We start from the raw sequence: 20150 nt of genomic DNA on the forward strand, positions 1-20150 counted from the left end.
GTAGGAGAATGATCGTTCTACATTGCGCACATGGAGAATGATCGTTCCACCAAAAAGGCGACGTAGCCAATCAAGGTGGCGAATCAAGAAAGCGAAACACTTGCAAGGACCCACAGATGCCAGCCGCACCGCTCGACGACCCATCCGTCGCATCCCAGGCAAGCGCCCGCGAGCGCCTGCTGGATGCAGCCGAGGCGCTGATCTACGCCGGCGGCATTCACGCCACGGGCGTGGATGCCATCGTGCGCGAGTCCGGTACGGCGCGCAAAAGCTTCTACACGCATTTCGAATCGAAAGATGCGCTGGTGGCCGCGGCGCTTGAGCGGCGCGACGAACGCTGGATGCGCTGGTTCGTTGAAGGCACGCTCGGCCGTGCGCGCACGCCGCGCACGCGGCTGCTCGCCATGTTCGACGTGCTGCGCGAATGGTTTGCGTCGCCGGACTTTCATGGCTGTGCCTTCCTGAATGCCGCCGGCGAAATCGGCGCGCCCGACGACCCCATCCGCGTCGTCGCGCGCGATCACAAGGAGCGTTTGCTGCGTTTCGTGCGCGAGCAATGCGACGACTACTTCGGGTCCGTCGCCAGCGACCGCCGGCAGGCGGCACGCCTCGCACGCCAATGGCTGATTCTGATCGACGGCGCGATCGGCGTAGCGCTCGTGAGCGGCGACGCCGATACGGCGCTCGACGCCCGCGCCGCCGCCGAACGTCTGCTCGATGCCACTACGAGTTCTGCACGACCGTCGAAGCCGTCATCGCGGCGGCCCTCCCGTTCCACCCCGTCCAAGGAAACGCCATGACCCAGTCCGTCGAAACTCGCCCGCCCGTTCCGCCCTTCACGCAAGAGACGGCCATCCAGAAAGTCCGCGCCGCGGAAGATGGGTGGAACACGCGCGACCCCGAGCGCGTCTCGCTCGCTTACACGCCGCAAAGCGTCTGGCGCAACCGCGCCGAGTTCGTGACGGGCCGCGAGCAGATCGTGGGGCTCTTGCGTCGCAAGTGGGCGCGCGAGCTGGATTACCGCCTGATCAAGGAACTGTGGGCGTTCGGCGGCAACCGCATTGCCGTGCGTTTTGCCTACGAATGGCACGACGATTCGGGCCACTGGTTCCGCTCGTACGGCAACGAGAACTGGGAGTTCGACGAGAACGGGCTCATGGCGCGTCGTCACGCAAGCATCAACGACCTGCCGATTCGCGAGAGCGAACGGCTCTATCACTGGCCGCTCGGCCGTCGCCCCGACGACCATCCGGGCCTCTCGGACCTGGGCCTCTAAAGCCGCATCCGCCGAAGTCTCTTCTCGCATTCCCAGCTACACCGTTGCGGCGCAGCGATTTTCACGGAACTGACGCCGCTTTTCCTTATCGTTGCGCCCAGGTCTGTACCGCCGCGCAACGCGCGTGCCGCTTTGCCCGAGCACGTCTTCCACTGCGTTTTCCGCCTGTTGCGGTACAGTTCGCGACTTGGGTCGGCTTGCTGTCGCCCTTCTTTTTTCGGGCGCAGAACCCTCTCGGACAACAAACGAATCGCGCCGGCACTGGACCGGCGATGGAGAAGACATGCTCTTCAGGCGGAACAACAAGAAGCCCGCGTACCTCGCCGCCGCACTGGCCGCCGCGTTGCTGACGGCCACGAGCAGCGCCCGCGCGGCCAACTGGTGTGCGAACGGCCTCTGGGTGGATGCGATGGTGGGCTCCTATCACGTCAACCCCGACAAGCATTTCGAGGACTTCAACCCCGGCCTCGGCATCGAATGCTGGCCTGGGCAGCAATGGGCGCTCACGGCGGGCGGGTTTCGCAACTCGTTGCGCCGCCCGTCGTGGTACGGCGGCGCTGTCTGGGCGCCGGAGTTTGCGCATTGGGGCTTCGTGCGCGTCGCCGTCATGGGCGGCATCATCTCCGGCTACAACTACGGCAACTGGGGGCTGGGACGCGACCACACCATCGGCCCGGTCGTGGCGCCCCTGCTGATGTTCGAGTACCGGCGCGTGGGCGCCAACGTCATCGTGATTCCGCCCATTCCCTCGGACGACTTGCCGTTTACCCTCGGTTTCCAGTTGAGGGTGAAGTTCTAGGGCCGCCGCACGCGCACTATCGCGTTTCCGGATAGGCCCTATCCGGGCTTTCCCGTTGCTTGAGGCCGCCGCCGATGCGAGACTTTGACGCTGATCAAGTCCGCGCCACGCGGACCTTGATGCGAAGTCACAAAAAGGACGCGGCAGCCCTGCCGCGCCGACTATAGCGGGAGACACGCGATGAATCGCACCTCGGTGGTCAACGTACAGACCTTCATCAACGAGCAGCCGTTCGGCCGGTTTCAGTGGCTCATCTTCCTCATGTGTTTCGTGATCGTCTTGCTGGACGGTTTCGATACCGCGGCCATCGGCTTCATTGCGCCCGCGCTGCTCACCGAGTGGCATCTGACCAAGCCGGACCTCGCGCCTGTGCTGAGCGCCGCGCTATTCGGCCTTGCGTGCGGCGCGCTCGTTTCGGGCCCGCTGTCGGATCGCCTGGGGCGCCGGGTGTTGCTGCTCGGGTCGGTGTGCCTGTTCGGCCTCGTCTGCCTCGTCTCGGCGTTTTCGTCCGGCATCGGGCCACTCACGGCGCTGCGCTTCGTCACAGGCGTGGGCCTGGGCGCGGCCATGCCGAATGCGGTCACGATGATGGGCGAGTTCTGCCCCGACCGCCGGCGTGCCACGGTCATCAACCTGATGTTCTGCGGCTTCCCGCTGGGCGCCGCGCTGGGCGGTTTCCTTGCCGCATGGATGATTCCGCAGTTCGGCTGGCGCAGCGTGCTCGTGCTGGGCGGCGTGGCGCCGCTGCTGCTCGCAGTCGCGCTCATGCTGAAGATGCCCGAGTCGGTGCGTTTCATGGTGGCGAACCGGCGTCCTGTCGAACGCATTCGGGCCGCGCTTGCCCGCATTTCGCCGGATGCGCTGAACGCCGCGTCGTTCGTGATGACGGAGACCGCGCCGCAAACGGGCGGCAAAGGTCTGGGCGTGGTGCTCTCGCGTGCTTACCTGCTGGGGTCCGCAATGCTGTGGCTCGCCTACTTCATGGGCCTCGTGATCTTTTACGCGTCGATCAACTGGATGCCGATCCTGCTCAAGGACGCGGGCCTCACGCCCAGGAGCGCGACGCTCATTTCGGCGCTGTTTCCGCTGGGTGGTGTGGGCGCGGTGCTGCTCGGCGTGCTGATGGACCGCTTCAATCCGAACCGCATGGTCGCGGCCTGTTATGCCCTCACGGCCATTAGCGTGTATTGCATCGGGCAGGCCGTGGGCAACATCGGTCTGCTCGTGCTGATCGTGTTCGTGGCAGGCGTGCTGATGAACACCGCGCAATCGTCGATGCCCGCGCTTGCCGCCGCCTTCTATCCCACCGAAGGACGCGGCACGGGCGTGGCCTGGATGCTGGGCGTGGGCCGCTTCGGCGGCATTGCGGGCTCGTTCCTCGTGGCGGAACTCACGCGCCGTCACTTCACGTTCGCCGGAGTATTCGCCACCATCGCCGCCGCTGGTGTGCTGGCATGCGCAGCATTGCTGATCAAGCAGATGGCACGGCCGCATGCCGTCGAAGTGTCTGCTCGCGAAGTGGAGTCGCTCGGTCACTGACCTCGGCAACGGCGCACGAACTGCGCCGTTTCGGCAAAAGGTGAGGCTTTTCGGGAGGGTGCGTTGCGCACCCTGACATGCTCGATGCCCAGCTGCCCGCAACAACGAAAACCCCTGGAAATACGGGGCCTAACGCACGCGCTTCACTCCCTTTCCGCCGAACACAGCCGCTGAATGGTGAGGCTTTTCGGGACTCATGCGTCAAGCCTTCACGCGACGTGAATGAGCCCCGCCACCGCCCTGAACACGCACCGCAGCACCGACGCAGCACCCACGCAGCCACCCGCGCCGGCAACCCGGTGCACAATGCGCGTCATCGTCCGAACCGAAGCGCGCGTTGCGCATCCGTACCGCCATGGCGCCAAAGAACCTGTTGAAGCGGCTCGACCTCACCACGCTGCAACTCTTCATTGCCGTGTACGAGGAAGGCACGCTCACACGTGCCGCCGACCGCGAAGCGATCGCGGTCTCCGCAGCCAGCAAGCGGCTGCTCGAACTGGAGCAGGCCGTGGGCTCGACGCTGTTCCAGCGCACCGCGCGCGGCATGACGCTTACGCCGGCCGGCGAAACGCTGCTGCACCACGCGCGTCTCGTGATGCGGGGCATCGAGAACATCGGCATCGAACTGGCCGGCTATGCGAGCGGCGTGCGCGGTTACGTGCGGATGATGGCGAACCTCTCGGCCATCGTCGAATTTCTTCCCGAAGATCTGCGTGCGTTCCTCGCGCTCAACGAGCAGGTGAAGATCGATCTGGAGGAGCGGCCAAGCGCCGGTGTCGTGGAAGCCGTGGCCGACAGTCTGGTCGATCTCGGCATTTGCGCGGGCGAAACGGATGCGCGCGGCCTTCATACCGTGCACTACCGGCACGACGAGCTTTGCGTGGTGATGCGGCAAGACCATCCGCTTGCAGGACGCGCGCGCATTGCATTTGCCGATACGCTCGAGAGCGACCACGTCGGCCTGCATTCCGCGAGTTCGATCAACGCGCGCACGCATGCTGCGGCGCGTGCGTGCGGCAAGCCGCTGAAGCTGCGCATTCACGTACCGGGCTTCGACGCCGTGTGCCGGATGGTGCAGGCCGGCATGGGCGTCGGCGTGCTGCCGGCGAACGTGTACGGCATCATGGGCCGGCCGCTGGGCCTCGCCGCCGTCATGCTCAGCGACGAATGGGCAAAGCGCGAACTCGTTCTCGTGGTGCGCGACGAGGCGGTGCTCTCGCCCGTTGCGCGCGCGCTGTACGACCATCTGCGCACCGTGGAAGCCGACGCTGCTTCGAACGTCCACTGAGCGTTCGTCAAACGCGAAAGCCTGTTGCCGAATTGCGGTTGGACACACCCGCGGCGCGCTTCTAGTCTGTCTCCCAACATCGATGAAACACGGGAGACAGCAACATGGCCGGTCCGTTGCACGGCATACGCGTAGTCGAAATCGGCACGCTCATCGCGGCACCCTTCGCCGCGCGCCTCTTCGCCGAATTCGGCGCGGAGGTCATCAAGATCGAAGCGCCGGACGGCGGCGACCCGCTGCGCAAGTGGCGCAAGCTGCACGAGGGCACCTCGCTCTGGTGGTACCTGCAGTCACGCAACAAGAAGTCGATCTGCGTGAACCTGAAGTCCGACGACGGCGTTGCGGTGGTCAAGCGCCTTCTGGCCGACGCGGACATCCTCGTGGAAAACCTGCGGCCCGGCGCGCTCGAAAAGCTCGGGCTCGGCTGGGACGCGCTGCACGCGCTCAACCCGCGACTCACCATGGTGCGCATTTCGGGCTACGGTCAGACGGGGCCGTACCGCGACCGTCCCGGGTTCGGCGCCATCGGCGAGGCGATGGGCGGCATCCGCTACACCACGGGCGACGCGGACGGCGCACCGGCCCGCGCAGGCGTGAGCCTTGGCGATTCGCTCGCGTCGCTGCACGGTGTGATCGGCGCGCTGATGTCGGTGCTGCGCGTGAAGACTGGGCAGGGCGAAGGCCAGGTGGTGGACGTGTCGCTGGTCGAGAGCGTGTTCAACCTGATGGAAAGCCTCGTGCCCGAATACGATCTGCTCGGACACGTGCGCGAACGCAGCGGCGGCGCACTGCCCGGTATTGCACCGTCGAATACGTATCGCACGGAAGACGGCGCGTTCGTGGTGATCGCGGGCAACAGCGATCCCATCTTCAAACGACTGATGAACGCCATTGGCCGACCCGATCTGGCCGACGACCCCGCACTCGCCCGCAACGACGGACGCGTGGCGCGCAGCGCCGAACTGGACGCCGCGATTGTCGCGTGGACGTCGCATCACTCGATTGCCGACGTGCTCGCCGTGCTGGAGCGCGCCGAGGTGCCCGCGGGCCGCATCTATTCCGTGGCCGATATCGTTAGTGATCCGCACTATCAGGCGCGCGGCATGTTGCTGGACACGACGCTGCCGGGCGGTGCCACCGTGCGAATGCCTGGCATCGTGCCGAAGCTTTCCGACACGCCGGGTGAAGTGCGCTGGAGCGGCCCGTCGCTCGGTGAGCACACCGAAAGCGTGCTGGCGGCCCTCGGTTTCGCGCACGAAGACATCGCGCGGCTGCGCCGCGAAGGAGCCGTGCAATGAACGCTCGCGAAGGCACGCAATACGACGCGCTGATCGTGCAGGAAGTCGCGCCGCGCGATGGCCTGCAGATCGAGCCTACGTGGGTCGACACGGTGGACAAGATTGCGCTCATCGACGCGCTTTCCACCGTGGGCTTCACGCGTATTGAAGCCGGCTCGTTCGTGTCGCCCAAGGCCGTGCCGGCACTGCGCGACGGCGAGGCTGTGTTTCAGGGCATCCGGCGACATGACGGCGTGATTTTCGTGGCGCTGGTGCCGAACCTCAAGGGCGCTGAACGTGCGCTGGCATCAGGCGCCGACGAACTCAATCTCGTCATGTCCGCGAGCCAGACGCACAACCGCGCCAACATGCGCATGAGTTGCGAAGCGTCGCTCGCGGCATTCGGCAGCATCGTGGCGCTCGCGAAGCGCTCCGGCGTGCGTCTGAACGCGACGGTTGCCACGGCCTTCGGTTGCCCGTTCGAGGGCGCGATAGATGAAGCGCGCGTGTTCGCGATTGTCGATGCGTACCGCGAGATGGGCATCGAAGGCGTGACGCTCGCCGACACCACCGGCATGGCGAACCCACGTCAGGTCGCGCGCATGGTGCGACGTGCACTGGAGAGGCTGCCGGCCCACGCGCTGACGCTGCACTTCCACAACACGCGCGGGTTGGGTCTCGCTAACGTGCTCGCGGCTTACGAAGCAGGCGCACGCCGTTTCGATGCTGCGCTTGGCGGCCTGGGCGGTTGTCCGTTTGCGCCCGGTGCATCGGGCAACATCTGCACCGAAGACCTCGTGAACATGTGCGAGCAGATGGGCATTCCAACCGGCATCGACCTGCCGAAGCTGATCGCCCTGTCTCGCACGCTGCCTGCGCTGCTCGGGCACGACGTACCGGGTCAAGTCGCAAAGGCGGGCCGCAACTGCGACCTGCATCCCGTTCCGCAAGCCGTGTCCGCTTCGTAGGGGCACTGCAAGACGTCACTGCAAGCCACACGCTTTCCGATAACAACACACATCGCCGCCCCGCATCGCGGGGCACGGCAAGGAGACACCATGAATCATTCCAGCCAGGTTGCCGCGCACGGCGTCGACCACCACGCGCAAGCCATAGCGGACATCGTCAGAAAAGCGGCGTGGCGGCTCATGCCGCTCATCATGATCTGCTACCTGTTCGCGTTCTTCGACCGCATCAACATCAGCTTCGCGAAGTTCCAGCTACAGACGGACCTCGCCTTGTCCGACACCGCCTACGGGCTCGGCGCAAGTCTCTTCGTGATCGGCTACGTGCTGTTCGAGGTGCCGAGCAACATGCTGCTCTACAAGGTGGGCGCGCGCCGATGGATTGCCCGCATCATGATTTCGTGGGGCATTGCGACCGCGGCCATGGTGTTCGTCAACAACGAGTGGCAGTTCTACGGTTTGCGGTTCGTGATCGGCGCCATGGAAGCCGGCTTCGCGCCCGGCGTGCTGTACTACCTGACGCTGTGGTTTCCCGCCAGCCATCGCGGACGCATCACGTCGCTGCTCTTTCTGGCCTCCGCATTTTCGGGGCTGGTGGGCGCGCCGATCTCGGGCCTCGTGCTGGGTCACATGGACGGCGTGCTCAACGTGCGCGGCTGGCACTGGCTCTTCCTGCTGGGCGGCATGCCTTGCATCGTGCTGGGCCTTCTCGTGCTGCGCGTCCTGAAGGATCGTATCGACGACGCAAGCTGGCTCTCGTCCACCGAAAAGACGCAGCTGGCCGAGGCCATCGCGCAGCAGCGGCAGCCCGGCAGCGGCGGTCATTCGCTGCTGGGGGCGATTCGCACGCCGGGTTTTCTCACGCTCGGTCTCGTGTATTTCCTGATTCAGGTGGCGTCGTACGGCCTCAACTTCTGGGCGCCGCATCTGATTCGCAGCGCGGGCACGCATAACCCCACGCTCATCGGTCTGCTCACGGCGGTGCCGTACATCTGCGGCGCGGCATGCATGGTGATCGTCGGACGCCTTTCGGACGTGAGCGGCGAACGCCACAAGTTCGTGGCGGCGTTGCTTGCCATGTCGGCGGTGGGATTTTTCGCGGCAGGCTTCTTCGATCACCAGACCGCGTTGCTCGTTGCGGCGCTTGCCGTGCTGGGCGCCGGCGTGATCGCTTCCATTCCCGCGTTCTGGGCCTTGCCGCCCAGGCTCGTGGCCGGCGCGGGCGCCGCAGGCGGCATCGCGCTCATCAACACGCTGGGGCAACTGGGCGGCATCGTGAGTCCGGTGATGGTGGGCCGCGTGCGCGATCTCACCGGTAGCACCACGCCGGCGCTCTACGTGATCGGCGCAATGAGCCTTGTTTGTGCGGGCATCGTGCTGTATGGCCTGCCGCACACGCTGCGCCGTGCGGACCATGCCGATCGCGCCGACCGTGACACGACCGAAGAAGCGAAAGAGGACGCCCGCGCCGCGATGGCTTCCCCGCGCACGGCGAGAAGGACCTGAGTACGGCAAAAGGTGAGGGTTTTCGGGAGGTGCGTTTAGGTGTCGTGTTGGCCGGCTTCGCCTCGTGCGAATTGCGTCGCGAGGCAGGTCAATGGCAACCGATCGCGCATACGAGGGCCGAAACCGCAGCGACCGCGCCAATGCCCGCGCCCAGCGCGAGGTTGCCCGCAGTGCTCGCGCAGGCTTGCAACTGCGTGAGGCCCGCGAACGTCAGGACAATGACGAGTCGGCGCATACCATCTCCATGAAGCGTGTTGCGAAAGCGCGTTGGCGCCCGCGTTGTGTGAACGGGCAAAGCCGCGCTTCAGAAGCGTAGGGCTGCCGGGAGAGGCGCGATGAGCCGAAAAGAACGGCGAATCGGTACGGCCTTACGCGTTCTTTCACTCGTAAATTTCGTGGGGCTGCGTACGGGAGCAAGCCAATGCACCCTGCACCTCGCGTTCCCGATGAGTCGCTCATTGGTCTGCAAGCCAAATGAAGCCGAAGCTGCTTCCGACGGCAAAGGTGAACGTTTTCGGGAGCGGTGAGCCGTTCCAGGAGATGAAGGCCGCACAGCCTTGTACGGCGGGCCTGAGCGGCATTGAATCCAGTCCGTTTGAACGCGAGAGGTGAGCGTTTTCGGGACCCCCGGTTTCATGGCGTGAGGTGTTCGCGCGAACCCGTATGACGACAGGGCCGAAGTGCCGGTAAGGCGCTCACATCATCGGCGGCGCCTGGCTTTCGTCTGCGCAGCCAGCTTGCCCGCCTTCGCCAGCGCCTCCACGATGTCGTCGAACGCGCGCTTGCGCGTGGCCGGGTCCGGCGCGCGCAGCGCATACGACGGATGCCACGTCGCGATCACGAGCATCCCTTCGTGTTCCATCACGCGGCCGAACGCATCCTGCAACCGCATGTGGGCGTTCTGCATCAGCGCGGAAAGCGCCGTTGCACCGAGCGCCACGAGCACCGCGGGCTTCACGTCGGCGAGTTCTCTTTCCAGCCAGTAGTGACACGCTTCCACTTCGCGCTGCGCCGGTGTCTTGTGCATGCGCCGCTTGCCGCGCAGTTCCCATTTGAAGTGCTTCACCGCGTTGGTCACATAGACTGCCTCGCGCGCCACGCCGGCCGCCTGCAGCGCGTCATCCAGCAGCGCGCCGGCGGGGCCCACGAAGGGCGCGCCCTGCTGGTCTTCCTTGTCGCCGGGCTGCTCGCCCACCAGCATGATGGGCGCATGAGCAGGCCCGGCGCCCGGCACAGGCTGCGTGGCGTCGTGCCAGAGCGCGCAGCGGCGGCATGCGTCGAGCGTGTCGGGCTGCTGCTCGCGCTCCACTTGCACGTCGCTGCGCGCAACACGACGAGCGGGCTTGTCTCCATCGTTGCCGGAGATCATGTTTCAAGGCCCGCCCAGGCTGCTCGCGCCATTCGGGCACGCGCAGCCATGCACGGCTCGCAGGCCGCTCATTCGTGAACCGGCCCGCAGCCGCTCGCGGCTCATTGCGCCGACGCCGTCGAAACGCCGAGCTTCTGCGCGAGATCCTGCGCCATCTTGTAGTGCTGCTCGATGGTGGGCAGCGCCTTTTGCGCTGCGCGTTTCAGGTCCGCGTTCTGGCCGTTCGCGATTTCGTCCTTGAAGGCGGCAATGGTTTGCTTGTGTCCTTCAAGGCCCACCTTTTCCACGTATGCCTTGTCGAACTCCGCGCCCTTCAGCGGTTTCAGGCTATCCAGAATGGACGTGTCGCTGTTGTCCTTCGGCACCTGCACGCCATGCGGCGCGGCCATCTTGAGCTGGACCGTGAGCTTCGTATGGTCGAGGCGCATGTGGCGCGCGAACGACTTCACGTCCTTGTTCTGGCTCTGATCCGAAGCGAGCTTGGCCGCGTCGATTTCGGTGGAACTCGACATGGTGGCGGCCTGCACGAAGCGCTGGTCGGGTTCGGGCAGCGGGTTGGCGGCGGTGGTGGACGCGGCCTGCGTGGTCTGCGACCAGGCCGGCGTGGCGTCGAGCAGTACGGGGGTTGCACATACAGCGGCTGCGGCGACGAGAGCGAGGTGACGCTTCATGGGTCCTCCTGCGTGAAGAGTTGGGAAATCGAGTTGAGAATCGGCAGATGTGGTCGGATTGCCTGCACGGCGGCGTATCGGGAAACACAAGGTGAACCGCAGACACACCGCAGCCGTGCGGTGCTTCGATAGGAGTGACAGCAAGCGTCGTACCGCAGTGGGCGGCGGCCGGCGCGGGCGCGCCTCTTGCGCAGCCAGACCGACGCGATTCGAGCGGCGCGCGGCGTCCGCTGCCGCGCGAACAACCGGATGTTGTCCGGCAGGAGACCATAGGTGAACGACCCCGGGGCAAGAGACATTCGAAACACGAGGGCGGCCCTCGAAGACGTCGTGCTGTGGCGCGCTTTCCATCCCGCCATGGCGACCCACCGCCGCGTGCTCGTGGTGGACGACTACCGCGAGGCCGCAGACGCGCTGCAATTGCTGCTCGACGCGGACGGTTTCGAATGCCGCGCCGTGACGGACCCGCTTAGCGTCTGCGATATCGCAGCCAACTGGCAGCCGTTCGCGGTGGTGCTGGACATTGCGATGCCGGGCCTCGACGGCCTCGAACTCGCGCGCCGGCTGCGGGCGCGCCCTGAAACGGGGCACATCCTGCTGATCGCCTTCAGCGCGTTCGCCTCCAGCGAAGACCGCTTTCGCGCCCGCGCCGCCGGCTTCGACGCGCATTGCGCGAAGCCGCTCACGCCGGGCCTGTTGCTTCGCGTACTGGAACGCGCCACGGCGCCGCCCGTCGATGGCAACGACAGGCAGGACGGCGCGCCTATGCCATGAGCCGCGGCCCAAGCGCGGCGAGCCCGCGAATCTTTGCACCGCCTTTGAAAAAGTGACGCAACCGCGCTGACGCGGCCTTCAAGCCGCCCGCAAGCACTTCAACGCGACAGCACTTCAACGGGATGCATGCCGCACCCGCCGATACCAGTTCATCAACGGCGTTGCGGATATGCCGTGCACGATCACCGACGCCACGATCGTGGCAATCACGAACGGCACGAGCGGCACGATGCTCTTCACCGGCCCTTGCTCCAGCGAATACGCGAGGTAATAGAACGACCCCACGCCGCGTATGCCGAACCAGCCCATCAGGCGGCGTTGCGCGGGCGTGGCCCCGGCACCCGCCAGCGAAAGCGTGACCGCGAGCGGCCGCACCACGAAGAAGAGCGCCGCCACCACGCCGAGGCAGGACCAGGTGAAGAGCGGCTCGCGCAGGTTCGCCACCACGTTGCCCACCACCGTCATCACGAACACCTCCGCGATGCGCTCCATTTCGATCGTGAACCCCAGCACCGATTCGGCCATGTACGCATGCGCTTTCTGCGGGTCCGACGCAGTGGCATCCACGTCGTCGGAATCCACCGAGCCGATGACTTCGCGCGGCGGCCGTTCGCCGCTTGCGCGGTGTTCGACACGCCGCATCGTCACGCCCGCGGCGAACACGGCGATGAAGCCATACGTGTGCGCAAGCTGTGCGGCGCCGTAAGCGAGTTCGATCAACCCGAGCGCGAAGAAGCCTTCGAGCCCCAGCGCCCTGGCGTAGCGCGTGCGCAGCCACGCCACCGTCTGCATGGTGGCCCACGCCAGCGCGCCGCCAATCACCACCGCGCCCGCCACGCCCCACAACGCCTCGCCGAACAGCCACGGCCAGGAAGGCAGCGCATGCGCCTGCCCGCCGCCGCTTTCGCACAGCGCGAGACCGGCCAGCGCAAAGGGCAGCGCGATGCCGTCGTTCACGCCGCCTTCGCCCGAAAGCGAAAAGCGCACGCGGTCCAGGTCGCCGGGGTTGTGTACCTGCACGTCGTGCGCGAGCACGGGGTCGGTAGGCGCCAGCATGGCGCCCAGCAGCAGCGCCGGTCCCCACGCCAGGTTCAGCACTTGCACGCCGAACCACGCGAGCAGCGGCACGGTGACAATCATCGCGAGCAGCCCCAGCCGCAACGGCAGGAGCCACATGCGGCTCTTGAACGGCACACGCAGCCTCAAGCCGATGGCGAACAACGACACGAGCAGCGCGATCTCGGTGAGCACGCGCAGCGTGTGCGCGTCGCGCACCAGATCGAGTTGCAGCAGATTGATGCCAGGGGGGCCGAGCAGAAAGCCGATCAGCAGGTAGACCATTGCCGCGCTGACGGGCAGACGCTTGAGCGTGGACGCTGCGATGCCCATGAACACGAGCACGCCGCCCACAATCAGAAACCAGAGTGTTTCGTGCATAGGCGGGCCAGTGCGCGGCGCGGGCCGCGCGCACGTAAAAAAGCGCTGGCGGACTGCACACGACCCCGCGTGTACAGCCCGGCCAGCGCCCGCGAGCGGTTACAGCTTCACCCCGCCTGCTTCCGGCGCGTCCGACGAACCTGGTCCGAGATCGCCCGTGCCGAGAGCGTCCGAGCCTACCCCGCCGTAGCCGCCATAACCGCTCCAGTACGGTTCGCGGCCGTAGAACTCATGCACCGTGCTCGCCCAGCTGCGGTCGGCCATGGAAGGCCAGTGGTCCTTGTCGAAGCCCGGCGCGTTTTTCACGCGCTCTGCGGGCATGGCCAGCTGGAAGCACTTGCTGTCCGTGTCGAGCGTCAACGCGTTCCACGGAATGGCAAGCAGCTTGTCGCCGATGCCGAGAAAGCCGCCGCTCGACATCACCGCATAGGCAATGCGGCCGCTGCGCACGTCCAGCATGATGTCCTTCACCTTGCCCACATCTTCGCCATCCGAACTAATCACCTTGTTGCCTTCCAGCGTGTCGGCGGCCATGACTTCCGGGCCTGGGCCTTCCGCCGTTTCGCTGCCCTTGCCGACAATGCGTGCGCCCTGTCCGTCTTGCGTGCCGCGGGGATTGAGTGTGCTCATGATGTCCTCCTTACGTTGCGGGTTCGTGCGTATGCCGCTGTACCGCCGCATCGCATCGAACCTCGTGCCTTCGTGCGCCTTGCTTCCTGCTGGTTAAGCCGCGGCTTCAATGCAGCCGCGCAATCTCTTTCGACACCGACGCCGGGCTGTCGTAGTTGCGATCCGGCAGACGGCTGATCAGGTCCATCACGTCTTGCCCGGCGCCGTGGTGCCGGGCCGTCTCGACGAGTTTTTCGCGCGTGGTGGGGTAATCGACGCCGCCAAGCGCTTTCTGTACCGCGATCGGGCTGGGCCGTCCGGGGTGGCGGTGATCCTGCGATTGAGCCGGGTGTTGGGACATGCTTGCCTCCTTGTGTCGAGTTGCGGACTCACCCTGTGTCCAGCAACGCACGTGCCTTGCATGGCCATGCTTTCAGGCGCCGCGCTTGCTCGCCTCACCACGCAAGCTGCATCCGAAACCTGCAACCACCACGTAGTGACGAGGAGGAACGATCATGAAAGCAGTGGTATTTCACGGCATAGGCGACATCCGGCTGGATACCGTGCCCGACCCCGGCATGCAGCAACCCACGGACGCCATCGTGCGGCTCACCTCGAGCGCGATCTGCGGCACGGACCTGCACATGGTGCGCGGCACCTTCAGCGGCATGGTGCCGGGCACGATACTGGGCCACGAGGGCGTAGGCATCGTGGAAGAAGTGGGCAGCGGCGCGCGCAATCTGCGCAAGGGCGACCGCGTGCTGATTCCCTCCACCATTTCGTGCGGCTATTGCTCGTACTGCCGCTCGGGCTACACGGCGCAGTGCGACAACGCGAATCCGAACGGACGCCTCGCGGGCACCGCGTTCTTCGGCGGCCCGAAAACCACCGGTCCGTTCCAGGGCCTGCAGGCGCAATACGCGCGCACGCCGCTCGCGCACGCAAGCCTGATCCGCCTGCCTGACGACATCGACGACGACCGCGCCATTCTCATGTCCGACATCTTCCCCACGGGCTACTTCGGCGCGGAACTCGCGGGCGTGCGTCCTGGCGATACGGTGGCGGTGTTCGGCGCCGGCCCCGTAGGCCAGTTCGCGATTGCGAGCGCGCGGCTGATGGGCGCGGGCCGCGTGATCGCGGTGGATCGCATCGAGTCGCGACTCGACATGGCGCGTGCGCAAGGCGCCGAAGTGATCAACTTCGACAACGAGAACCCCGTGGAGATGATTCGCGAACTCACGGGCGGCATTGGCGTGGACCGCGTGATCGATGCGGTGGGCGTGGATGCCGAACGCGCGCAGAAAGGACCGGCCGCCGAAGCGCAACGCGACCGCGCGCTCGAGTTCGACGAGGAGGTGCACGAGATCGCGCCGCAGCGTGCGTCCGCGAACAACGGCGAGAAGGGTGAGAAGCGCCAGTGGCAACCGGGCAGCGGGCCTTCGCAGGTGCTGGTGTGGGCGGTGTCGGCTGTGGCGAAGGCGGGCACGGTGGCCGTCATCGGCGTGTATCCGCCTTCGGACCGCTTCTTTCCTATCGGCGAAGCGATGAACCGCAACCTCACCGTGCGCATGGGCAACTGCAACCATCGCACGATCACGCCGCATCTGGTGGAACTGGTGCGCAACGGCAGCATCGACCCCGTGAGCGTGCTCACGCAGCGCGAGCCGATCCTGAACGCCATCGACGCCTATCGCGCCTTCGACGTGCGCGAGCCCGGCTGGATCAAGGTGAAGCTGGAGCCATGACGCTGAGCGCAAAAGGCGCCAGGGCAGGGCGCGTAACGCGTACTGCCCGTTTGCAAATGTTTCCGTGCGCATGCACGGGCGCGTGCGAGAAAAATCTGCCGAATGCGCGGGAAGCCGCAATGGAGTCTCAGCCGGTAACGTCGTGCCGCGGGCGCTCGTGCAGTGCAACCACGCTGGGCCGAATCTTGCTCCGCCCTTGGGAATTGCTGCCATGAAGAGACGGCGCGCCGGAACGCGTGCGCCGTCGAACGGAACGCAGCAAGCGAGATGCAAGCTTGAGGGCAGCGCGGCATGACGGAGCGAGCAAGGCGAACGGGCAACACGGCGGTGTTATGCGACGGCGGGGCGCGCAGGGTGCGCTGCATCGCTCGCGTGCGCGGCTTCGGCTTCACGCGATGGACCCGCCGCGGCCTGCCTGTTGGACTCGCAAAAACCGCTGTTGGAGTACTCGCAAACACCGCTGCCGTCGCCGCACTCGGCGTGGCCGACGCACGCGACGCACAAGCCGCTCCGCTCAACTATTTCCTGCATGCGGCGGGTCCGGCGGCGAGACCTACGATGTACCTGGGCTGGGCGCTCGCGGCGCTCGTGACTGCGGTGATGGTGATCGTGGCCGTGCTGCTCGTCATCGCGATTGCGAGGCGACGCGCGCCCGCTGCGAGCGACCGCCTGCCGCCCGACGCAGGCGGCATGCAGTGGATCTACGTCGGCACGGGCGTTTCGGCGGTGGCGCTGTTCGGCGCGCTCGTCTACATGCTCGTGACGCTCGATTCCGTGGCCGCGCCGTCGCGCACGCCCGCGCTCACCATCGCGGTCACCGCCTACGACTGGTGGTGGAAGGTCGACTATCGCGACCCCGCGAACCCGGCGCGCAACTTCGCGACGGCGAACGAAATTCACATACCCGTGGGCGAGCCCGTGAAGATCGAATTGCGCAGCGCCGACGTGATTCACGCGTTCTGGGTGCCGCAACTCGCCGGCAAGACGGAAACCATTCCGGGCCGCGTGAACGAGCAGTGGATCGAGGCCGACGCGCCCGGCATCTATCGCGGCCAGTGCTCGCAGTTCTGCGGCGCGCAGCACGCGCACATGGCGTTCGAGGTGGTGGCCGAAGATCGCGCGGCCTTCGATGCCTGGTGGTCCGCGCAAGCCGCGCCGCATCCGTCCGCTACCGGCGCCGCCGTTCGCGCGGGCGCGCGTTTGTTCGAGGCGCGCTGCGCCGGTTGCCACACCGTGCGCGGCACGCCATCCGCAGGCGCTCAGGCGCCGGATCTCACGCATCTCGCTTCGCGGCGGCTCATCGCGGCGGGGGCGTTGAGCAATACGCCCGAGCATCAACTGGACTGGATACGCCACGCGCAGCGCATCAAGCCGGACGGCCTCATGCCCTCCATTGCGCTCAATGCGCAAGAGGCCGATGCGCTCGCGGCGTATCTCGCCACGCTGCAATGACGAACGACGCCTGTAACCAGGCGCATCACCGAAGGAAGCCGAAGGAGCCGTAACACGATGCCGAACCCGCCCGATCACGCGTCTCGCGCCACGGTGTTCGCCGCCACGTCCGCGCCCGTGCTCGAACGTCCGCTGCTGCGCGGGCGCATCGACGCGGGCAGCGCAGCGGAGAAGCGCCTGCGCGAACTCTGGGAAACGCGGCCCGGCTGGCGCGGCTGGCTTTCCACCGTCGACCACAAGACCATCGGCCTGCGTTACATCGTGACGGCGTTCGCCTTCCTGCTGCTGGGCGGCGTGGAGGCGCTCGTCATGCGCGTGCAGCTTGCGCAGCCCAACATGCACGTGCTCACGCCGGAGCAGTACAACCAGCTTTTCACGATGCACGGCGTGACGATGATCTTTCTCTACGCGTCGCCCGTGCTGTCCGGCTTCTCCAACTACCTGTGGCCGCTCGTGCTGGGCGCACGCGACATGGCGTTTCCGCGGCTCAACGCGCTTTCGTACTGGTTGTTCCTCTTCGCGGGAGTGTTCCTCTATTCGAGCTTCCCGTTGGGCCAGGCGCCGGACGCCGGGTGGTTCAACTACGTGCCGCTCTCCGGGCTCGAATACGCGAGCGGACCGAACATCGACGTCTACGCGCTCGGCATGGTGCTGCTCGGCATCTCCACGACCGTGGGCGCCGCGAACTTCGTCGTCACGCTCATGCGCATGCGCGCGCACGGCATGTCGCTCAACCGCATGCCGGTGCTCGTGTGGGGCACGCTCACGGCGTCGGCGGGCAATCTGCTCGCCGTCCCTTCAGTGAGCCTTGCGTTCTTCATGCTGTGGATGGACCGCCGCATCGGCACGCATTTCTTCGACGTGATGAACGGCGGGCACGCGCTCTTGTGGCAGCACCTGTTCTGGGTCTTCGCGCATCCGTGGGTGTATGTGGTGGTGCTGCCCGCCATGGGCATCGTCTCGGACGCGTTGCCCGTGTTCTGTCGCCGTCCGCTCGTGGGCTACACGCCGGTTGCGCTGTCCACCGTCATCACGATGGTGATCGGCTTCGTGGTGTGGATTCATCACATGTTCGCCACGGGCATTGCGCCGCTCGCGCTCTCGTTCTTCGGCACGGCGAGCATGGTGATCTCCGTTCCGAGCGCGGTGGCCACGTTCGCGTGGATCGCGACCATCTGGACCGGACGCCCCGTGTTTCGCGTGCCGTTTCTGTACTTCGCGGGCTTCGTGTTCCTGTTCGTGGTGGGCGGCGTGTCGGGTGTGCTCACTGCGGCCGTGCCGCTCGACTGGCAGCTCACGGACACGTACTTCGTGGTCGCGCATCTGCATTACGTGCTGCTCGGCATCAACGTGTTCCCGGTGATCGGCGGTCTCTACTTCTGGTTTCCGAAGTTCACGGGCCGCATGATGAGCGAGCGGCTGGGCCGCTGGAGTTTCTGGACGCTCTTCGCGGGCTTCAACATCGCGTTCTTTCCGATGCATCTGGCGGGGCTGCTCGGCATGCCGCGACGCATCTACACCTACGCGCCGGACATGGGCTGGAACACCGTGAACCTCATCACGTCGCTGGGCGCGTTTCTGTTCGCAGCGGGCGTCCTGCTTTTTCTCATCGACGTATTCGTGAGCCTGCGTCACGGCAAGCGCGCGGGCAACAACCCGTGGGACGCGCCCACGCTCGAATGGAGCGTGACCTCGCCGCCGCCGCCGTACAACTTCGCGGTGCTGCCCTTCGTGGCGAGCCGTCATCCGCTGTGGGAAAGCCGCATGGACGAACCCGACACGCGCCATGCGCGCTCGCAGCTCGAAACGGGCTACGTGCTGAGCGAAGGACGTGAGGCGCTGGGCACCACGGCGCTCGACGCGCAGCCCGACGTGATCCTCAAGATGCCCGAAGACTCGTATGCGCCGTTTGCGCTGGGCGTGTTCGCTTCGCTCGTGTTCGCGGGCATGGGGTTGCGCGCCTGGGTCTTTACGGCGTTGATGGTGTTGGGCTGCGCGATCTCCATCGTCGTGTGGCTGTGGCCGCGCCGGCAACTCGTGCAGCGCGAGCCGTACCGCGTCACGGGCGCGGGCAGCGGCGGGAGCGCGCTATGAGCGACACGTTGCAAGACGCGCATACGCACGCGCCCGAGCCCTCCGTGCCGCTCACGTTGCCCGTGGGCAGCGCCGGCACGCGCGCGAGCGGCTGGTGGGGTTGCCTCACGATGATCGTGACCGAGGCATCGCTGTTCGGCTATCTGATCTTTTCGTATCTCTATCTCGCGGTGCTGGACAGAGGACCGTGGCCGCCCGAGGGGTTGCCGAAGCTCGGCCTCGGCAGCCTCAACACGGTCATCCTGCTGTCGAGCAGCGGCGTGGTGTGGTTCGCCGAGCGCTGCGTGCGGCGCCGACGTCCGCGAATGGGCGCCGTGCTGCTCGGCGTGGCCGTGGTGCTCGGCATCGTGTTCACGGGCATTCAGCTGAAGGAATGGCACGACCATCCGTACGGACTCACCACGCACCTCTACGGGTCGCTCTATTTCACGCTCACGGGCTTTCACATGGCGCACGTCGTGGTGGGCATCGTCGTGCTGGCGTTTCTGCTGCTGTGGACGGCGCGCGGTTATTTCGACGACGCGCGCTGCGCGCCGCTCACCATCGGTTCGTTGTACTGGCACTTCGTGGATGCCGTATGGCTCTTCATTTTCAGCACGATCTATCTCACACCCTATCTATTCAGGGGAGCGACATGAACGGTCCGCAAGCATTTCACCCATGCATCGACTCGCCGCATGCATTCACGCCGGAGGGACGATGATGTCGGATAAGACCGGCTCTTACGGCTCCCGCATGTTTCCGTCGCGGCGGAAGGGGACGGCGCCTGCGTCTGCACAACGGGCGAAGGGCATCGGCATGACGGGCGACGGAGGACGCGAACCTCGACGCAACGCGCCGCATGAGCGGCGCAGTACGGGACTGCTGGCATGGCTCGTCGGCATCTTCGGGGCACCGCTCGCGTGGGTGGGGCAGACCTGCATTTCCGAGGCGCTCGCGGCGCAGGGCTGCGATCCGTACACGGGCGGCCTGGGCGTGGCGAACTCGATGCGATGGGCGTCCGCTGCCGTCGTGATGTTGAGCGTGGTGTGTTTCGTTCTGGGCGCAGTGGGCACGTTCGTGGCGTGGCGAAACTGGCAGCGCAACAACCAAACCGTGCGATATGCCGCTGCGCCTTCGACACCGGCGGGCGGCAGCGACGCGGGCCGCGTCATGCCGCCGCGCTGGGCCGAGCGCGACTGGTTTCTCGCGCGCGTGGGCGCGCTTTCCAGCACGCTGTTCCTGTTCGCGCTGATTGCGACGGACATCGCCGTTGTGGTGGTTGCGCCATGCAGGACGTGGTAGAGCAGAGCAGCAATCGCCACTACGGCGGCCACGGCGATGGCGCACGGCGCCGTGCGTGCCGGCAG

General features: G+C 66.2%; 20 protein-coding genes. 14 read left to right on the forward strand and 6 right to left on the reverse strand.

The window, feature by feature from the left end; genetic code table 11:
- The first annotated feature begins 116 nt into the window (after window positions 1-116).
- The 8 genes from U0042_RS03655 (at window position 117) to U0042_RS03690 (ending at window position 8650) form a co-directional block, all read left to right on the forward strand.
- Window positions 117-800 carry a TetR/AcrR family transcriptional regulator gene (locus tag U0042_RS03655; RefSeq protein ID WP_114809913.1) on the forward strand — a complete coding sequence of 228 codons (684 nt, stop codon included), beginning with the start codon at window positions 117-119 and terminating at the stop codon, window positions 798-800.
- Window positions 797-1276, forward strand: coding sequence for a DUF1348 family protein (locus U0042_RS03660; RefSeq protein WP_114809914.1), 480 nt, complete (start codon window positions 797-799; stop codon window positions 1274-1276). The genes U0042_RS03655 and U0042_RS03660 overlap by 4 nt, the downstream gene beginning before the upstream one ends.
- A gap of 283 nt (window positions 1277-1559) precedes the next feature.
- Window positions 1560-2075: a hypothetical protein gene (locus tag U0042_RS03665; RefSeq protein ID WP_114809915.1), complete on the forward strand. Its 516-nt coding sequence runs from the start codon at window positions 1560-1562 to the stop codon at window positions 2073-2075.
- 180 nt (window positions 2076-2255) lie between these two features.
- Window positions 2256-3614, forward strand: a complete 1359-nt coding sequence (locus U0042_RS03670; RefSeq protein ID WP_114809916.1) for an MFS transporter — start codon at window positions 2256-2258, stop codon at window positions 3612-3614.
- 355 nt (window positions 3615-3969) lie between these two features.
- Complete coding sequence (locus tag U0042_RS03675) at window positions 3970-4902, forward strand: LysR family transcriptional regulator (protein WP_114809917.1); 933 nt, start codon at window positions 3970-3972, stop codon at window positions 4900-4902.
- 104 nt (window positions 4903-5006) lie between these two features.
- Window positions 5007-6200 carry a CaiB/BaiF CoA transferase family protein gene (locus U0042_RS03680; RefSeq protein WP_114809918.1) on the forward strand — a complete coding sequence of 398 codons (1194 nt, stop codon included), beginning with the start codon at window positions 5007-5009 and terminating at the stop codon, window positions 6198-6200.
- Entirely contained in the window at window positions 6197-7147 is a 951-nt protein-coding gene (locus U0042_RS03685) for a hydroxymethylglutaryl-CoA lyase (protein ID WP_114809919.1), read from the forward strand. Before U0042_RS03680 ends, U0042_RS03685 begins: the two co-directional genes overlap by 4 nt.
- Before the next feature lie 90 nt (window positions 7148-7237).
- Complete coding sequence (locus U0042_RS03690) at window positions 7238-8650, forward strand: MFS transporter (RefSeq protein ID WP_114809920.1); 1413 nt, start codon at window positions 7238-7240, stop codon at window positions 8648-8650.
- A gap of 88 nt (window positions 8651-8738) precedes the next feature.
- Here U0042_RS03690 and U0042_RS03695 read toward each other — a convergent pair whose 3' ends face one another.
- The 3 genes from U0042_RS03695 to U0042_RS03705 all read right to left on the reverse strand — a co-directional run bounded on the left by U0042_RS03695 (window position 8739) and on the right by U0042_RS03705 (window position 10690).
- A complete protein-coding gene (locus U0042_RS03695; RefSeq protein WP_198665245.1) occupies window positions 8739-8885 on the reverse strand; it encodes a hypothetical protein in 147 nt (48 codons plus the stop codon).
- A gap of 465 nt (window positions 8886-9350) precedes the next feature.
- Window positions 9351-10019 carry a UdgX family uracil-DNA binding protein gene (locus U0042_RS03700; RefSeq protein WP_114809921.1) on the reverse strand — a complete coding sequence of 223 codons (669 nt, stop codon included), beginning with the start codon at window positions 10017-10019 and terminating at the stop codon, window positions 9351-9353.
- 101 nt (window positions 10020-10120) lie between these two features.
- Entirely contained in the window at window positions 10121-10690 is a 570-nt protein-coding gene (locus U0042_RS03705; RefSeq protein WP_114809922.1) for a DUF4142 domain-containing protein, read from the reverse strand.
- Window positions 10691-11047: 357 nt separating this feature from the next.
- Between U0042_RS03705 and U0042_RS03710 the strand changes: the two genes are divergently transcribed.
- Window positions 11048-11464 carry a response regulator gene (locus U0042_RS03710; RefSeq protein ID WP_327205062.1) on the forward strand — a complete coding sequence of 139 codons (417 nt, stop codon included), beginning with the start codon at window positions 11048-11050 and terminating at the stop codon, window positions 11462-11464.
- A gap of 114 nt (window positions 11465-11578) precedes the next feature.
- Here U0042_RS03710 and U0042_RS03715 read toward each other — a convergent pair whose 3' ends face one another.
- From U0042_RS03715 to U0042_RS03725, 3 genes are all read right to left on the reverse strand, one after another.
- Window positions 11579-12901, reverse strand: a complete 1323-nt coding sequence (locus U0042_RS03715; RefSeq protein ID WP_114809923.1) for a cation:proton antiporter — start codon at window positions 12899-12901, stop codon at window positions 11579-11581.
- Between the two features lie 99 nt (window positions 12902-13000).
- Entirely contained in the window at window positions 13001-13531 is a 531-nt protein-coding gene (locus tag U0042_RS03720) for a PRC-barrel domain-containing protein (protein WP_114809924.1), read from the reverse strand.
- Between the two features lie 106 nt (window positions 13532-13637).
- Complete coding sequence (locus U0042_RS03725; protein ID WP_017774160.1) at window positions 13638-13871, reverse strand: DUF2795 domain-containing protein; 234 nt, start codon at window positions 13869-13871, stop codon at window positions 13638-13640.
- A gap of 154 nt (window positions 13872-14025) precedes the next feature.
- Here U0042_RS03725 and U0042_RS03730 point away from each other — a divergent pair, with 154 nt between their 5' ends.
- The 5 genes from U0042_RS03730 to U0042_RS03750 all read left to right on the forward strand — a co-directional run bounded on the left by U0042_RS03730 (window position 14026) and on the right by U0042_RS03750 (window position 20085).
- Window positions 14026-15255 carry a zinc-dependent alcohol dehydrogenase gene (locus tag U0042_RS03730; protein ID WP_114809925.1) on the forward strand — a complete coding sequence of 410 codons (1230 nt, stop codon included), beginning with the start codon at window positions 14026-14028 and terminating at the stop codon, window positions 15253-15255.
- Between the two features lie 291 nt (window positions 15256-15546).
- Complete coding sequence (gene coxB, locus U0042_RS03735; RefSeq protein WP_269814033.1) at window positions 15547-16707, forward strand: cytochrome c oxidase subunit II; 1161 nt, start codon at window positions 15547-15549, stop codon at window positions 16705-16707.
- A gap of 57 nt (window positions 16708-16764) precedes the next feature.
- Window positions 16765-18801, forward strand: coding sequence for a cytochrome c oxidase subunit I (gene ctaD, locus U0042_RS03740; protein WP_232833278.1), 2037 nt, complete (start codon window positions 16765-16767; stop codon window positions 18799-18801).
- Complete coding sequence (locus U0042_RS03745; RefSeq protein WP_114809926.1) at window positions 18798-19439, forward strand: cytochrome c oxidase subunit 3; 642 nt, start codon at window positions 18798-18800, stop codon at window positions 19437-19439. Before ctaD ends, U0042_RS03745 begins: the two co-directional genes overlap by 4 nt.
- A 160-nt stretch (window positions 19440-19599) precedes the next feature.
- Window positions 19600-20085: a hypothetical protein gene (locus tag U0042_RS03750; protein WP_232833279.1), complete on the forward strand. Its 486-nt coding sequence runs from the start codon at window positions 19600-19602 to the stop codon at window positions 20083-20085.
- Window positions 20086-20150 lie beyond the last annotated feature (65 nt).

Source organism: Paraburkholderia kururiensis (assembly GCF_034424375.1).
Classification (GTDB): Bacteria; Pseudomonadota; Gammaproteobacteria; order Burkholderiales; family Burkholderiaceae; genus Paraburkholderia; species Paraburkholderia kururiensis_A.

Coding starts and splice junctions, on each gene's coding strand:
- U0042_RS03745 (WP_114809926.1), top strand. CDS start 18,798: ATGAGCGACACGTTGCAAGACGCGCATACGCACGCGCCCGAGCCCTCC.
- U0042_RS03665 (WP_114809915.1), top strand. CDS start 1,560: ATGCTCTTCAGGCGGAACAACAAGAAGCCCGCGTACCTCGCCGCCGCA.
- U0042_RS03715 (WP_114809923.1), bottom strand. CDS start 12,901: ATGCACGAAACACTCTGGTTTCTGATTGTGGGCGGCGTGCTCGTGTTC.
- U0042_RS03660 (WP_114809914.1), top strand. CDS start 797: ATGACCCAGTCCGTCGAAACTCGCCCGCCCGTTCCGCCCTTCACGCAA.
- U0042_RS03655 (WP_114809913.1), top strand. CDS start 117: ATGCCAGCCGCACCGCTCGACGACCCATCCGTCGCATCCCAGGCAAGC.
- U0042_RS03685 (WP_114809919.1), top strand. CDS start 6,197: ATGAACGCTCGCGAAGGCACGCAATACGACGCGCTGATCGTGCAGGAA.
- U0042_RS03690 (WP_114809920.1), top strand. CDS start 7,238: ATGAATCATTCCAGCCAGGTTGCCGCGCACGGCGTCGACCACCACGCG.
- U0042_RS03695 (WP_198665245.1), bottom strand. CDS start 8,885: ATGCGCCGACTCGTCATTGTCCTGACGTTCGCGGGCCTCACGCAGTTG.
- U0042_RS03705 (WP_114809922.1), bottom strand. CDS start 10,690: ATGAAGCGTCACCTCGCTCTCGTCGCCGCAGCCGCTGTATGTGCAACC.
- U0042_RS03710 (WP_327205062.1), top strand. CDS start 11,048: ATGGCGACCCACCGCCGCGTGCTCGTGGTGGACGACTACCGCGAGGCC.
- U0042_RS03730 (WP_114809925.1), top strand. CDS start 14,026: ATGAAAGCAGTGGTATTTCACGGCATAGGCGACATCCGGCTGGATACC.
- U0042_RS03670 (WP_114809916.1), top strand. CDS start 2,256: ATGAATCGCACCTCGGTGGTCAACGTACAGACCTTCATCAACGAGCAG.
- coxB (WP_269814033.1), top strand. CDS start 15,547: ATGACGGAGCGAGCAAGGCGAACGGGCAACACGGCGGTGTTATGCGAC.
- U0042_RS03720 (WP_114809924.1), bottom strand. CDS start 13,531: ATGAGCACACTCAATCCCCGCGGCACGCAAGACGGACAGGGCGCACGC.
- U0042_RS03750 (WP_232833279.1), top strand. CDS start 19,600: ATGACGGGCGACGGAGGACGCGAACCTCGACGCAACGCGCCGCATGAG.
- U0042_RS03675 (WP_114809917.1), top strand. CDS start 3,970: ATGGCGCCAAAGAACCTGTTGAAGCGGCTCGACCTCACCACGCTGCAA.
- ctaD (WP_232833278.1), top strand. CDS start 16,765: ATGCCGAACCCGCCCGATCACGCGTCTCGCGCCACGGTGTTCGCCGCC.
- U0042_RS03680 (WP_114809918.1), top strand. CDS start 5,007: ATGGCCGGTCCGTTGCACGGCATACGCGTAGTCGAAATCGGCACGCTC.
- U0042_RS03725 (WP_017774160.1), bottom strand. CDS start 13,871: ATGTCCCAACACCCGGCTCAATCGCAGGATCACCGCCACCCCGGACGG.
- U0042_RS03700 (WP_114809921.1), bottom strand. CDS start 10,019: ATGATCTCCGGCAACGATGGAGACAAGCCCGCTCGTCGTGTTGCGCGC.